Consider the following 12,460-nt stretch of genomic DNA (forward strand, 5'->3'; position numbering starts at 1 on the left):
GCGGCTCCGATGAGGCAGCCCCACCGGCATGATGACTGAGGTCCCGGCTCAGGGCGGGTTTCAGGCCTGCCAGAGGCGGTCACCTGCATCACCCGATCAGATCAACCATCCTTTGGTAGTCCAGCTGATCCTTGCGCCTGGCGATGAGATGAACACGGACGTCCGACAGGAATTCCTTCAGGGCCATGTATCCGGCGACGCAGCCCTCATGCTGCTCTGCGACTTCCGAGGGCGCCCACAGGATCAGCAGTGTTTCGTGCCTGCGCGCGCCTTCCCTGGTCGCGAAGGCCAGCTCATGCACGATCAGGCGTGTCGCGTCCGCCGACAGGGTCTGCAGCAGCTCGTCATGCGTCAGGTTGCCCTTCAACACGAGCGTCAAGGGGCTTGACCTTTCGGGGCAGCGAAAGATCACGGTGTTGACCTCCCTCCGGCCCCTGAGGTGAGTGAGGGCCTCAACGCCTGCAGGTGGCAGTTCGATCGGAGTGTTCACAGGTGTCTCGTTTCGATCGCGGCAAAGGTCTGAAAAACAACGACCCAGGTCCGGTCGAGGATGCGACCACCTTCGTAAGGCCTTCATCGTCGGGCAGGCACGGAACCTCACTCGTGCCGTGTCCCCGGATGAGTCGCTCGGCTCCGATGCTGAGTCGGGGCACTGCGCGGCTTGCGCGCGGCGGCCTTCTTCAACTTCGCTGTGGGCCAAAGGCGTCCACGTGGGCGCTGTACAGGGGTACCGCCCCCTGCGAGTGCCAGGTAATGCCGCCATGCCGTGTCACCGCGGACGGCCGACGCGACCGCGTCGACGGGGTGGGCGGCGCCGCGAAAGCGAACAGACCTCGCCGGGCTGCCGGCGAACCCGCGCACCATGCCGGTCTTCGGCATCAGCGGAACGGAACGTCCTTCGTCGGGTTCCGGCGTACGGCGCAGGGAGATGCCTCGTCCGGGCCAAGCTCTCTTCACTGCCGCGTCCGGGATCCCTCGTCCGGGTACATGGCGTCGGGCGGCCATCCGGCCCCCGGTCCGCCAACGGCGTGGAGGTTTTGATGGACGGGATCGTGCTGCTCAAGGAAGACCACAAGACGGTCGAGAAGCTGTTCAAGCAGTTCGAGAAGGCCGGTGATGACGCTCACGCGGAGAAACGAAAGATCGCCGACCAGGTGATCGACGAGCTGACCACGCACACCTGGATCGAGGAGAAGATCTTCTACCCGGCCGCCCGGGAGGCCGCGCCCGACACCAGGGACCATGTCCTGGAGAGCATCGAGGAGCACCATGTGGTGCTGTGGATGCTTTCCGAGCTGAAGGACCTGAACGCGGCCGACGAGCGGTTCGACGCCAAGATGAGCGTGTTGATGGAGAACGTTCGCCACCACGTCGAGGAGGAGGAGAAGGAGTGGTTCCCCGACGTGCGCAAGGCCATGGGCCGCAACCGCCTCACCGAACTCGGCGAACAGATGGAGCGGGCGAAGAAGAAGGCCCCGGGCGAACCCTTGGCCGTGCCCAGCGCCAAGAAGTGATCCGAAACGCCGTCGCGGTCGGCGCCGGTCGGGCGCAGGAAAGGGTGCACGCAGAACATTGGACGTGGGCTGGTCGGGTTGGGTTCGGGGCTGCTCGACGATTCGGGTGAGGGTACGGACCACCGATGGGACGGGTTCGGAGCGGGAGGCGTAGGTCCTCGTCGTTTCAGGTTGTTGTCGTGCCTGTCGATGCGGTGGCGCGGCGGTATTCGTCGTTGATGCGTTGTGCTTCTTCGAGTTGGTCTTCGAGGATGACGATGTGGCAGGCCGCCTCGATCGGTGTGCCCTGGTCGACGAGTTCCCGGGCGCGGGCGGCGATGCGCAGCTGGTAGCGGGAGTAGCGTCGGTGGCCGCCCTCGGATCGGAGCGGGGTGATCAGGCGGGCTTCTCCGATGGCGCGGAGAAAGCCTTGGGTGGTGCCGAGCATCTCGGCGGCCCGACCCATCGTGTAGGCGGGGAAGTCGTCGTCGTCCAGGTGGCCTCGGAGCGGGCCGGTGGTGGTGGGGTTTTCTGCTGTCATCGCACCTCTTTTGGGAACGCGTGGAGGGGCCCTGGTGCCTATGGCACCAGGGCCCCGAAGGAACTTTTACACCATCTACCTACCGGCCCTGGTACTGCGCCGGCCTTCTGTGTCCGCCGACCCGACGGTGATGCTGTCGGGGGTGCGGGGATCGCGGTGCTTGACCGGAGACCACCTCACTGACGACGTCCTGCGGTACCCGGACTCGCGTGGCGTCCGGGCGATCCTGATGGCGGCTGGTCCCTCCGTTCATCCCTCGGATGATCAACTGCATTCCTGGTGGAACTGCTGGTGCTGCGAACTGCGGATACTGCTCCACTCGGAACTGCTTGTACTGCTGGTGATGCAAACTGCTCGTACTGCTCGCGGCCTGACCGAGCACCACGCTTCCGGCAGCCAGCCCCGTCGCCCATCCTGCGTCTGCTCTGGCTTGGAACCCCACTGCCGGACCTCCCGGTGCGCGCGCCCGCAGCCGACGCCTTCACCGAGGTACTGCTCACTGATTTCACTGCTGGGTACTGCACACCGCGTTAGCCGCGTACTGCCTGTGGTGGCCCCTGATGACTGCGGGCCACCCGGTCCGGTGATCAGTCCCGTCGCCAACCTGCAACTGCTCTGGCTTCGACACTCCACCACCGCACCGCCATACGGGTACTGCCTGTACTGCTGGTGCTGCCGGCCCGGCAGTTCGTCTCTGCCAGGCCCTGCGGTCTCTCTGGGCTACGAGAGAAACCATAACCACGCGATCGCCCAATGTCTACTCCGGCCGTCACAGATTTCCGGATCCGTGTCTCTGAGGTATCGAGTGCTGCCGTGTTGAACGGCTGCGGGCCGAAGCACAACGACCGGGCCGGCGGGGCCGGATACCGACAGCAGAACCCGGAGCGCGTGATGACCACGATGAGCGCCGAGCGCACATCCCCTCACCCCCTGTCCGCCGTCGCCGAGGCGCGCCAGGCCGCCCGGGCGTTCCTCGGAACCCTGCGGCCGGCGATCGGCGGGTAGCAGGCCGACACGGTGGTCCTGGTCGTCTCCGAGCTCGTGACGAACGCCGTGCGGCACGGTGGCTGCTCCTACGCCCTGCGCCTCGCCGCCCGCGCCGGCGGCGGCGAGGTCACCGTCGGGGATCCCAGCCTCGGACGCCCGACCTGGTCGAGGGGATGAGCGGATTCGGCCGGCACATGGTCGGCGACCTCGCCCCCGCCACCGTCGTCACCCCCAGGCCCGAGGGCGGAAAAACCGTACGCGCCCTCCTCCCCCGCTGGACCCGCGGGTAGTCGCGGCCTGGGGCGAGTCGTCGTCGGTCGGGAAGTTCGACCGACCCGCAGAAGACGGTCTCCTCCGGTCGGCCGTGAGGATGGCCGCACCAGCTTCCGCGCCGAACGTGGCGTCTGCCGAGGGCTCACAGCGCATCGACCGACCCGGACCGATTGGGCGATCCGCAGGTGTACAACCCCGTGCGCGCCGCCGGCTCCAGTTCGGCGCCGCTCGGGTCTCAGTCCCTCTCGGCAGTCGCCCGCAGCTCCACCCCCGGCGCCGTCACCCACACCGTTCGAACCTCACCAGGCGCTTTCCTGCGGGCAGACCTCGGCCAAGAGCTCCAGCAGATGGGCGGCAACCGGTTCGGATTCACCGCGCCGCACCCAGCTGTAGACGGCAGCCCGGGCCGTCGCATCGACGTCCTGCAGCACATACCCGTCCACCAACCCCTGCGTACCGGGGCACTCCCGTGCCCGGATCTGCCAGGGCCTTCCATCCTGCTCGACCAAGACCTCGACGACCTGGCGCTCCGGGCCGTCCTGAAACCGATACACCCAACACATCCGCATATAGACCATTGTTTCCACTGCCACGCGCCACCGTGCATCGGACACCCTGATGGGCACACCGGGAGCGCTCCCGGTCAGGCGTCGGGCCCGGCACCGCCTCGCGCGGCTGAGCCCGACACCTGACGCGGACACCACCTCCCATCGGTGAAACCCGCTCCCAGGCCGGGTCCGGCCGGGCGGAACGCATCGGGCGCCTAGACGAGTAGATCCCAAGTGCCAGATCGCGTCTGGCATCTGGCTGGCATCATGGGAGTCCGATCTTGAAGGAGTGCCGGCCGCGTGAGACTCGTCTGTGACCCCGTGTACGGCGAAGTGGACATCACGGCGTCGGCAGAGGAGTTGAGCCGCTTGGCAGGCGCGGTCGCCACTGGCGAGGGGTGGCTCAGCTCCACGGCTTCGCCGGGCACCAACGCCCTGGCGGGGGCCGAGGTCAAGGGGACTTCTGGCCCCGGGGTCCTTATCCACCTCGACCGCGAGCGGCAGATCCTTGTGATCAGCGGTGACTCCGCCGGCAGGGCGATGCTCGCGGACAATCTGCGCGGCATGGCTTCCGCCGAGGACGGGGGTCACCTCCACATCGACTACTTCCCCGGGCACTTCTACCTTGCTGAAGGGTCTCTGCCGTTGGTGGTCAACAGCCCTCACGGAGGCATGCCAGCCCGCTGAGTGGCCGTTGGCCGCTGCGGTCAATGGTCGTAGGCGACCAGCGACCTGGTGACCGGTGCGCCGATCTTGTTGTTGTGCCAGATCCCGGCCGCCATGACCAGGATCCACTGGGCCACCCGGATGGCGACGCCCTCGACGGTCCGACCGCCGTGTTCCTCCAGGTCGAGCTGGCCCTCGAGGGTGTCGTTGACCGACTCGATCAGCTGGCGAACCTTCTTGCGCATCGGCTCCCCGAACCGCTGCTCTTCACGCTTGCGCGAGGGCCTCAGCAGTTGGATGCCCTGCTCGGCCAGGGCCTACTCGAAGAGCGCGGACGCGAAGCCCTTGTCCGAGATCAGCAGGATGCCCTCGCGGTCGGCGACCAGTCCGGCGTCGATCTCCAGCATGGCGGCGAGGAGGGGCCGCGGCGGCGTGAAGGCGGCAGCGCTGCGTCGTGTGCGCCGGCCGATGGCGGGTGGGCGGATAGAGTCCTCCGATGGTCCGCCCGCGGCGTGGCCACCCAGAGGACAGAGGAGGCCGGACAGCCCGTGAGGCGTACCAACCCCATATCGTGCTCCGCCGCTTACACGGGCGGCGAGCCGGTCGCCGAGGCCCGCCACCTCACCCGCCGATTCCTCACCGAAATCCAGGACGTTCACCGAGTGCCGGTCAGCGAACGCGCCCTGGACGTCGTGGAGCTCGTGGTCAGTGAGCTCGTCACCAACACCCGCAAGTACGCGCCCGGACCGAGCCGGCTGAGGCTGGAAGTGCGGGAGGGCAGCGTGGAAGTCATGGTGTGGGACAGCAACCCGACCCCGCCCACGATCCTGCCCCTCGACCCCCTGCGCATCGGACAACAAGGCCTCGCGATCGTCATGGCCGTCACCCACGCCTTCGGAATCCAGCGTGAACCCGCCGGAAAAACGATCACCACCTCGATCGCGCTGACCGACGGCTGAGGGGTCCGGCCAGAAGCAGGCCGACCGACGAGCCGCACTCCGGTGCGGAATACCGGCCTACGCGCAAGCAACGTCGACCATCAAAACGAACACGCGAACGCGACCCCGTCCGCCCCGTGCTCGACGACGGCCCAGCCGGCGTGCTGCAGGGCATGGGTTGAGGGAGGACCTTTGTCGGCGGGGTGGTGATGAGGACGGCGGAAGGCCCAAGGACTCCCGCTCCACGGCCCGAAGCAGACACCATCAAGGACTGCCGGCATCGGGGAACGGACCTGACGTGGGCGTCAGCGGTTAGACAGCCTCGGACGCGGCCATGAGCAGGCGCTCGCGGGCCTGCCGCAGGTAGACGTCGGATCTGATTCCTTGCCCGGAGAACTCGCCGCTACTCCCTACCTGCCGGGACCTTGTCGCCCGGGTCGGTTCGGAATCCGGCAACCACAGTTCGCGGGCCGGAGTCGTGTGCAGCGGTCAGCCCAAAGCGTTCTCCTGTCTGGGACGCTTCTTCCGAATCATCCTGCTGACCAGATGAAGAGGCTGATACGTGGATGCGGCCGATGTGAGCTGAGCTGAGCGTTGTCAGTCGGCGAGCATGCCTTCGCGGAGGCGGTTCAGGGTGCGGGTGAGGATGCGGGAGATCTGCATCTGGGAGATGCCCAGGCGCTCCCCGATCTGTGCCTGCGTCATCTCCTGGCCGAAGCGCATCTGCAGGATGAGCCGCTCGCGCCCTTCGAGCTGGTTCAGCAGCGGGGCGAGGGTACGGAAGTCCTCGAAGAGCTCCATCGCCGGGTCCTCATGTCCGAGGACTTCGGCCAGCGGTCGTGCGGCCCTCTCGGAGGACTCGTCCGTCTCCTGTTCCAGGGGCTGGCTGGAGTGGCCGTTGGACGCGACGAGTCCCTCGATGACCTCTTCGTCGGTCAGTTCCAGGTGCTCGGCCAGTTCGCGGACGGTCGGCGCGCGGTCGAGGACCGCATGGAGTTCTTCCTTGCCTCGCGCCAGTTCGATGCGCAGTTCCTGCAGGCGGCGCGGGACGCGGACGGCCCAGGTCGTGTCGCGGAAGTGCCGCTTGATCTCCCCAGTGATGTAGGGGAGGGCCAGGGTCGTGAACTCGTTGCCGAGGGTCGGGTCGAAGCGGTCGATGGCCTTGATGAGGCCGATGGTGCCGACCTGGATGATGTCCTCGATGTCCGTACCGTCGGTGCGGTTGCGGAACCGACGGGCCGCGAACTGGACCAGGGACAGGTTCATCTCGATCAGCGTGTTGCGGACGTACTGGCGCTCGTGGGTGCCCTCGTCCAGGGTCCGGAGCCGCTCGAAGAAGGTCTTGGACAGGGCGCGGGCGTCCTCGGGGGCGACCTCGCGGGGCTCGGCGATCCGGGGCAGCTGCTCGGGGAGTCGCGTGGTGTCCGTCACCGCCTCGGTCGCTGCGACCGCTGCGTGCGTGGTGAGGGTGTCCATCTCATCTCCCCAAGTACTCGGCTCCGTCGCCCTGGTCACCCGGGCGGCGCTGTCTGCTGTCCCAGAGCATTGCGCCCAACACCCACACCCGTCAAGCAATACGCGAAACCAATTTCGCTAGTTGGATTGCTGCCTACATGCGGAGACGCCGACAGGACCCTGCCTCGCCGAAGAAGCACCCCCGTGCCGTCCACCGTCATACCGACGAACCTTGTGCACCGCAGTGGCAATCATGTCCGTGCCGGACACAGCGTCGCGGGCAGACCGCGGATCGGCCCTGGACCGCGACCAGCAAGCCGGCCTGCTCACACCCGACGAATCAGTCTCCGCAGGGCGCCGACGTTGGGCGAACTGTTCGGCGACGGCCGTCCGATCCCTATGATCAGCAGTTCGCACCCATCCGTCCGCGCAATACGCCATCGAGACGGTCGTCCGGACAACTCGTGTGTGCAGCCGGGGGCATCGATGACGACCAGGTGCCACGCACCGAGCTCGCGCACGGATTCGCCCCCCTGTCGTGAAAGGCCCACCCCCGGCCGATGCTGACCTGCGGGGGTTTGGCATGATGCTGCGATGGATTTCGGCCCCGGGGTGAGCGTGCAGGTACGTCAGAGCCACGGATGTTGGGTGCTCGCCGTCGCCGGGCACGCCGACCACGACGAAGAGGACAAGCTGACGTCCGCGATGCGGGAGACCGCGACGGTCACCCTCCCCATGATGGTCATCGACCTGTCGGCGCTGACGTTCGCCGACACCAGCTTCATCCACTGGCTCCTCATGGCCCGCCGCGACCACGCACACGCCGGCACTCGACTCATCCTCGCCGGACCCCTCCACGGACACGTCCAACGGGTCCTGACCGTCACCGGCCTCCTCGACCACTTCACCCTCGCCGACGACCTCGACACCGCCCTCGGCCACGCGGCCCCCGTAGGGAGGAGAAGAACACAGCCTCCGCCCACCCCCGAGCACACCACCCTCGCCGCCGTCCCGACCGATCCGGATGCTCAGGGGATCCCCTCACAGACATCACCCTCGATATCGGCTCCCTGAGTTCTTGTCGTGGGCAGCGGCCCGAATCCGCTCCGGGAGGCGATGAAGCCGGTCGTGCTGCCTCGGTGGCCGTCGCTGTGCTCCTGCAGGCCGCCCCTCGTCCTGGGGTGATCGGGGTGATGGGAGACTTCCGTGCATGGATACCCTGCGCAGGAACAACGTCAGCGTCGCCGGTCGTACGGACGGGCCGGTGCTGTTGCTCGCGCATGGATTCGGTTGCGACCAGAACATGTGGCGGCTGATCGTCCCGATCCTGGCCCAGGATCACCGGCTGGTGCTCTTCGACTACGTGGGTTCCGGACAGTCGGACCCCTCGGCCTGGGACGAGCGCCGATACAGCTCCTTGGACGGCTACGCCCAGGACGTGCTGGAGATCTGCGAAGCGCTGGATCTGCGGGATGTGACCTTCGTGGGGCATTCGGTCAGCGCCATGATCGGGGTGCTCGCGGCGGCGAAGGCACCGCATCGGATCGGCCGGCTCGTGATGGTCGCTCCCTCGCCGCGCTACATCGACGAGGACGGATACCGCGGCGGGTTCGACGCCGACGACATCGACGAGCTGCTCGATTCGCTGGAGTCGAACTACCTGGGCTGGTCCGCGGCGATGGCCCCGGTGATCATGGGCAACCCTGATCGTCCGGAACTCGGTGAGGAGCTGACGACGTCGTTCTGCGCCACCGACCCGGACATGGCGCGGGTCTTCGCCCGCACGACGTTCCTGTCCGACAGCCGGGCCGATCTCAAGACGGTGACGGTGCCGACGCTGGTGTTGGAGTGCGAGCAGGACGTGATCGCCCCGCGCGAGGTCGGCGCCTACGTGCACGCGGCGATTCCTGGCAGCCGGCTGGTCACGCTGAGGGCGACGGGCCACTGTCCGCAGTTGAGCGCACCGCAGGCCACCGCGGGCGCGATCGGTGACTTCCTCGGGGCCGCGCTGTGATGTGCCGGACCGAGGAGGATCGGGAACCCGACGAGAAGCCGGACCCGCACGCCATCGACGACGCGGAGGGTGCGGCGGCAGGGGACGGCGGTGATGCGGCGGCCTTCACGTCCCTGTTGGAGGACAGTGCGGAGGAGCTGTACGAGCAGGCGCCGTGCGGCTATCTGTCAACGTTGATGGACGGCACCATCGCGAAGATCAACGCCACGCTGCTGAACTGGTTGGGTCTGCCCCGGGACCGGGTGGTGGGGCGGATGCGGTTCACCGACCTGCTCACCGTGGGCGGCAAGCTCTACCACGAGACGCACTTCGCCCCGATGCTGCAGATGAAGGGCGAGGTCAGCGGAATCGCCCTGGAGATCAAGGCAGCCGAAAAGCAGCGGATGCCCGTCCTGGTCACCTCCAAGGTGAAGACCAGCGACGACGGAGAGCCGTTGCTGATCCGCACCACGATCTTCGACGCCCGCGACCGCCGCGCCTACGAGAACGAGTTGCTGCGCGGCCGCCAAGCGGCCGAGGAAGCCCGCCGCCAGGCGGAGGAAGCACGCCGGCAGGCGGAGGCCGACCGTCAACGGCTCCAGGAGGCCCTCGCCGTCCTCCAGCAGAACCTGCTTCCCGCCACACTGCCCACCGTCCCGGGGTTGGAGGCCGGCTCGTACTACCACACGGCCTCCCCGGACCTTCTCGGCGGAGACTTCTACGACCTGTTCCCCCTGGGTAGCGACCGGTGGGCGTTCTTCCTCGGCGACGTCTGCGGCAAAGGCCCTCAAGCGGCTGCCGTCACCTCGCTCACCCGCTACACCCTGCGGGCCGCGGCCCTGCACGATCCCGATCCCGTCACCGTGCTGACCACTTTGAACACCGTGCTCCACGAGCGGTACTCCAACGGCGACCCCCGCTACTGCACCGCCATCTTCGGAGTCCTGGAGCCGACCGGCGAGCACGTCGACGTCCACCTCGCCTCCGGCGGGCATCCTTCCGCGCTGATCCAACGCGCCGACGGCACCGCCGACTACCTGCCCACACCCGGCGGCATGCTCATCGGCATCCTCCCCTGGGCACAGTTCACGCCCGCCCACACCCGGCTGCTGCCCGGCGACACCATGCTCCTGTACACCGACGGCCTCACCGAAGCCCGCGTCGGCCCCGACCGCGCCCTGTACGGCGAAGACGCCCTGCGCACGTTCACCACCGGACAGCCGTCCGCCGGCCCACAGGCACTGATCGCCGCGCTGAGCAGCCTCCTCACCGGCTTCGGCGACGGACTCGACGACGACACCGCACTCCTCGCCCTCGGCATCCCCGCCCCCGCCCCCGTGAGTGAAGACCGGACATGAGCCCACTGAAGATCACCACCCGAGACGCCGACACCGGTCCCGTTCTGGAGATCACCGGCGACCTCGACTACGCCACAGCACCCGAACTGCGCACCGCTCTCGACCGCCTGACCCTTGTCCCAGGGCAACTGCTGCTCCTGGACCTGGCCGACCTGGACTTCTGCGACTCCACCGGCATCACCACCCTGCTCGCCGCCCGCAACCTCGCCACCCAACACGGCGCCGAACTGGCCCTGACCGCGGTCCCCACCAACACCCTGCGCATCCTGGCCATCATCGGCCTCGACCGCGTCTTCACCATCCACCCCAACACCACCACAGCCACAACCGCCGACGCCCACGCCTGCTGACAGGCCGCACCGCATCACCCGGCACGAAACCGCCCCCGCCTGTGGGGCAGACCTTCGCCTTCCGCCGGTCCTCGTCACCCGCTCGACCACGTCCAGCGGCGGACGCTCACGCCCGAGCCGCCCTCCGCGCCCCCAGGGGCAGCTGGATCAGATGCCTGAACGCCCAACAGCCGGGTTTGCGTTCCGGCGGCCGCTGGACCGAACCCATCCCAGGGAGGTGGCCCCGGTCGGTCTCAGGCAAGACGCAACACGGCGGTGATGGTCTTCCCGCCGGGGTGTTCCCGCACGTCAAGGTGTGTGGTGAGGTCTTGGATCAGGGGCCAGCCGAAACCGCCCGGCTGCTCCGGGCTCTTCGTCCGCGCCGCCGGAGTGCGCGGGCTCATATCGCTGACGGACAGACACAGGACGCTGTCGGTGATCTCGGTGCGGAAGGCGGTGATCCCGCCACCGTGGCGGATCGCGTTGGTGACCAATTCCGAGGTGACCAGAAGTGCGTCCGCGGCGGTGACGCTGTCCAGGCCGATGCCGACGTGCTGCAGCAGAGCGCCGACCTTGTCGCGGGCCGCGGCAGCGGATCGAGGGGCGGAGCCTGCCATAAAGCTGCCATCACTTCGGCCTTCGGCGGTGTCGGCTGTGGGCGGGTTCATACCGTCATCGCCTGCCCAGGCTTATGAGCGACATGCGAGCGCACGCCGGCTCGGAGGAACCGCGTTGTGGTCAGCACGTCATCGCGCTCTCCAGGCTGTCCGTCATCCGGAACGCGGCCCCGGTACCGGTGACCTCGAACAGGCGGCGGACGGCCACCTGCAGCGGACCGGCCAGCACCAGGGACCTCCCCGCCGCCCGGTGCAGCTTCTGGGCATCGAGCAGGGCATGCAAAGTATGGGAATCCGCGAAACTGGTGTCCGAGAGGTCGACCACCGTGCGCGAAGACCCACTCACCGCAGCCTCGGCGAGCACCCGGACAAGACCGGGCGCACTGTCCGCGTCGACGGCTCCACGCAGACGGATGACCACTATGCCCTCGCGCGTGGTCGCCATGACCACCGATTCGTCTCCGATCACCCGGACATCTTCCTACACCCCGGAGACCTCTGCCGGAACGGACCAGTGGTTACCCACGGCCCGGGCCAGCGGTCTCCAGCTCCTCCGCGACCAGTGGATACAGGCGGCCGGCGATCGGCGGGGAGCAGGCCGACACGGTTGTCCTGATCGTCTCCGAGCTCGTGACGAACGCCGTGCGGCACGGTGGCGGCTCCTACGCCGTGCGCCTGGCCGCCCGCCCCGGCGGCGTCGAGGTCGCCGCCTGGATCCCAGCCCGCGGATGCGGACGCCCGACCTGGTCGAGGGGATGGGCGGATTCGGCCGGCACATGGTCAACGACCTCGCCCACCACGTCGTCGTCCCGCCCGGGCCCGAAGGCGGCAAAACCGTCCACGCCCTCTTCCCCCGGTAGCCCACCGGGCGGCGGCGCGTCAGGGCCTGTCGCGGCCGGCCTGTTTACGAGCGCTTCAAGCGGCCACACGGGGTTGTGTAAGGCGTTTCCGCCCAAGAGGGAGTGATCAGCTGTGTCCGGTGAGCAGAAGACCGAGGCGAAGGTGGAGCAGGCCAAGGGCAAGCTCAAGGAGACCGCCGGCCGCCTGACGGGCAACGAGCGGCTGACCGCCGAGGGCCGCACGGAGCAGGCCACGGGCGATGCCCGCCAGGCCAAGGAGAAGGTCAAGGACGTCTTCAAGCACTGACCGCTCGCATGCGTCGGGGCCGGGACCGCAGGAGCGGTCCCGGCCCCGACGCGTGTCCGGTCGCTCTCGATCCGGGTCAGGCGGCAGTCGGCTCGGGCCGGTGGTGCAGTTCGATC

At 68.1% G+C, this 12,460-nt stretch carries 17 protein-coding genes; 10 read left to right on the top strand and 7 right to left on the bottom strand.

Annotated features, from left to right (window positions below; all coding sequences use genetic code 11):
- Positions 1 to 88 precede the first annotated feature (88 nt).
- Entirely contained in the window at positions 89 to 763 is a 675-nt protein-coding gene (locus tag ACFY0I_RS37740; RefSeq protein ID WP_388904198.1) for a hypothetical protein, read from the bottom strand.
- 277 nt (positions 764 to 1,040) lie between these two features.
- Here ACFY0I_RS37740 and ACFY0I_RS37745 point away from each other — a divergent pair, with 277 nt between their 5' ends.
- On the top strand, positions 1,041 to 1,514 hold the full coding sequence (locus ACFY0I_RS37745) for a hemerythrin domain-containing protein (RefSeq protein ID WP_388904200.1): 474 nt from the start codon (positions 1,041 to 1,043) through the stop codon (positions 1,512 to 1,514).
- A gap of 166 nt (positions 1,515 to 1,680) precedes the next feature.
- Here the strand turns inward: ACFY0I_RS37745 and ACFY0I_RS37750 are convergent, their stop codons facing one another.
- A complete protein-coding gene (locus ACFY0I_RS37750; protein ID WP_388904201.1) occupies positions 1,681 to 2,034 on the bottom strand; it encodes a MerR family transcriptional regulator in 354 nt (117 codons plus the stop codon).
- 1,017 nt (positions 2,035 to 3,051) lie between these two features.
- Between ACFY0I_RS37750 and ACFY0I_RS37755 the strand changes: the two genes are divergently transcribed.
- Entirely contained in the window at positions 3,052 to 3,198 is a 147-nt protein-coding gene (locus ACFY0I_RS37755; RefSeq protein WP_388904202.1) for a hypothetical protein, read from the top strand.
- A 395-nt stretch (positions 3,199 to 3,593) separates the two neighbouring features.
- Here ACFY0I_RS37755 and ACFY0I_RS37760 read toward each other — a convergent pair whose 3' ends face one another.
- Positions 3,594 to 3,887 (bottom strand): hypothetical protein, encoded by a 294-nt coding sequence (locus ACFY0I_RS37760; protein WP_388904203.1) that lies wholly within the window; start codon positions 3,885 to 3,887, stop codon positions 3,594 to 3,596.
- Positions 3,888 to 4,163: 276 nt separating this feature from the next.
- Between ACFY0I_RS37760 and ACFY0I_RS37765 the strand changes: the two genes are divergently transcribed.
- Complete coding sequence (locus tag ACFY0I_RS37765) at positions 4,164 to 4,529, top strand: hypothetical protein (protein WP_388904204.1); 366 nt, start codon at positions 4,164 to 4,166, stop codon at positions 4,527 to 4,529.
- Between the two features lie 20 nt (positions 4,530 to 4,549).
- On the opposite strand, the gene ACFY0I_RS37770 is transcribed toward ACFY0I_RS37765, so the two are convergent.
- Positions 4,550 to 4,753: a hypothetical protein gene (locus ACFY0I_RS37770; protein WP_388904205.1), complete on the bottom strand. Its 204-nt coding sequence runs from the start codon at positions 4,751 to 4,753 to the stop codon at positions 4,550 to 4,552.
- 303 nt (positions 4,754 to 5,056) lie between these two features.
- On the opposite strand from ACFY0I_RS37770, the gene ACFY0I_RS37775 reads away from it, so the two are divergent.
- Positions 5,057 to 5,467 carry an ATP-binding protein gene (locus tag ACFY0I_RS37775; protein ID WP_388904206.1) on the top strand — a complete coding sequence of 137 codons (411 nt, stop codon included), beginning with the start codon at positions 5,057 to 5,059 and terminating at the stop codon, positions 5,465 to 5,467.
- 576 nt (positions 5,468 to 6,043) lie between these two features.
- On the opposite strand, the gene ACFY0I_RS37780 is transcribed toward ACFY0I_RS37775, so the two are convergent.
- Positions 6,044 to 6,922 (bottom strand): SigB/SigF/SigG family RNA polymerase sigma factor, encoded by an 879-nt coding sequence (locus ACFY0I_RS37780; RefSeq protein WP_388904208.1) that lies wholly within the window; start codon positions 6,920 to 6,922, stop codon positions 6,044 to 6,046.
- 573 nt (positions 6,923 to 7,495) lie between these two features.
- On the opposite strand from ACFY0I_RS37780, the gene ACFY0I_RS37785 reads away from it, so the two are divergent.
- The 4 genes from ACFY0I_RS37785 (at position 7,496) to ACFY0I_RS37800 (ending at position 10,602) form a co-directional block, all read left to right on the top strand.
- Positions 7,496 to 7,975 (top strand): STAS domain-containing protein, encoded by a 480-nt coding sequence (locus ACFY0I_RS37785; RefSeq protein ID WP_388904209.1) that lies wholly within the window; start codon positions 7,496 to 7,498, stop codon positions 7,973 to 7,975.
- Positions 7,976 to 8,111: 136 nt separating this feature from the next.
- Positions 8,112 to 8,915 carry an alpha/beta fold hydrolase gene (locus ACFY0I_RS37790; protein WP_388904210.1) on the top strand — a complete coding sequence of 268 codons (804 nt, stop codon included), beginning with the start codon at positions 8,112 to 8,114 and terminating at the stop codon, positions 8,913 to 8,915.
- Positions 8,915 to 10,252, top strand: coding sequence for a PP2C family protein-serine/threonine phosphatase (locus tag ACFY0I_RS37795; protein ID WP_388904212.1), 1,338 nt, complete (start codon positions 8,915 to 8,917; stop codon positions 10,250 to 10,252). Before ACFY0I_RS37790 ends, ACFY0I_RS37795 begins: the two co-directional genes overlap by 1 nt.
- Complete coding sequence (locus ACFY0I_RS37800; RefSeq protein ID WP_388904213.1) at positions 10,249 to 10,602, top strand: STAS domain-containing protein; 354 nt, start codon at positions 10,249 to 10,251, stop codon at positions 10,600 to 10,602. The genes ACFY0I_RS37795 and ACFY0I_RS37800 overlap by 4 nt, the downstream gene beginning before the upstream one ends.
- Positions 10,603 to 10,835: 233 nt before the next feature.
- Here the strand turns inward: ACFY0I_RS37800 and ACFY0I_RS37805 are convergent, their stop codons facing one another.
- The gene (locus tag ACFY0I_RS37805; RefSeq protein ID WP_388904214.1) at positions 10,836 to 11,198 is read right to left on the bottom strand and encodes an ATP-binding protein; all 363 of its coding nucleotides are present in this window, start codon (positions 11,196 to 11,198) and stop codon (positions 10,836 to 10,838) included.
- 121 nt (positions 11,199 to 11,319) lie between these two features.
- On the bottom strand, positions 11,320 to 11,667 hold the full coding sequence (locus ACFY0I_RS37810; protein ID WP_388904215.1) for an STAS domain-containing protein: 348 nt from the start codon (positions 11,665 to 11,667) through the stop codon (positions 11,320 to 11,322).
- 259 nt (positions 11,668 to 11,926) lie between these two features.
- Between ACFY0I_RS37810 and ACFY0I_RS37815 the strand changes: the two genes are divergently transcribed.
- Complete coding sequence (locus ACFY0I_RS37815) at positions 11,927 to 12,058, top strand: hypothetical protein (protein ID WP_388904217.1); 132 nt, start codon at positions 11,927 to 11,929, stop codon at positions 12,056 to 12,058.
- Positions 12,059 to 12,170: 112 nt separating this feature from the next.
- Positions 12,171 to 12,344 carry a CsbD family protein gene (locus ACFY0I_RS37820; RefSeq protein WP_388904218.1) on the top strand — a complete coding sequence of 58 codons (174 nt, stop codon included), beginning with the start codon at positions 12,171 to 12,173 and terminating at the stop codon, positions 12,342 to 12,344.
- The last annotated feature ends 116 nt before the right edge of the window (positions 12,345 to 12,460 follow it).

It is taken from the genome of Streptomyces sp. NPDC001568 (assembly GCF_042893755.1).
Lineage (GTDB): Bacteria > Actinomycetota > Actinomycetes > Streptomycetales > Streptomycetaceae > Streptomyces.

What these genes read in the sequence shown, in the direction of transcription:
- ACFY0I_RS37740 (WP_388904198.1), bottom strand. Translation starts at nt 763, where the DNA reads ATGGCGGCATTACCTGGCACTCGCAGGGGGCGGTACCCCTGTACAGCG.
- ACFY0I_RS37745 (WP_388904200.1), top strand. Translation starts at nt 1,041, where the DNA reads ATGGACGGGATCGTGCTGCTCAAGGAAGACCACAAGACGGTCGAGAAG.
- ACFY0I_RS37750 (WP_388904201.1), bottom strand. Translation starts at nt 2,034, where the DNA reads ATGACAGCAGAAAACCCCACCACCACCGGCCCGCTCCGAGGCCACCTG.
- ACFY0I_RS37770 (WP_388904205.1), bottom strand. Translation starts at nt 4,753, where the DNA reads ATGCGCAAGAAGGTTCGCCAGCTGATCGAGTCGGTCAACGACACCCTC.
- ACFY0I_RS37780 (WP_388904208.1), bottom strand. Translation starts at nt 6,922, where the DNA reads ATGGACACCCTCACCACGCACGCAGCGGTCGCAGCGACCGAGGCGGTG.
- ACFY0I_RS37785 (WP_388904209.1), top strand. Translation starts at nt 7,496, where the DNA reads ATGGATTTCGGCCCCGGGGTGAGCGTGCAGGTACGTCAGAGCCACGGA.
- ACFY0I_RS37790 (WP_388904210.1), top strand. Translation starts at nt 8,112, where the DNA reads ATGGATACCCTGCGCAGGAACAACGTCAGCGTCGCCGGTCGTACGGAC.
- ACFY0I_RS37795 (WP_388904212.1), top strand. Translation starts at nt 8,915, where the DNA reads ATGTGCCGGACCGAGGAGGATCGGGAACCCGACGAGAAGCCGGACCCG.
- ACFY0I_RS37800 (WP_388904213.1), top strand. Translation starts at nt 10,249, where the DNA reads ATGAGCCCACTGAAGATCACCACCCGAGACGCCGACACCGGTCCCGTT.
- ACFY0I_RS37805 (WP_388904214.1), bottom strand. Translation starts at nt 11,198, where the DNA reads ATGGCAGGCTCCGCCCCTCGATCCGCTGCCGCGGCCCGCGACAAGGTC.
- ACFY0I_RS37815 (WP_388904217.1), top strand. Translation starts at nt 11,927, where the DNA reads ATGCGGACGCCCGACCTGGTCGAGGGGATGGGCGGATTCGGCCGGCAC.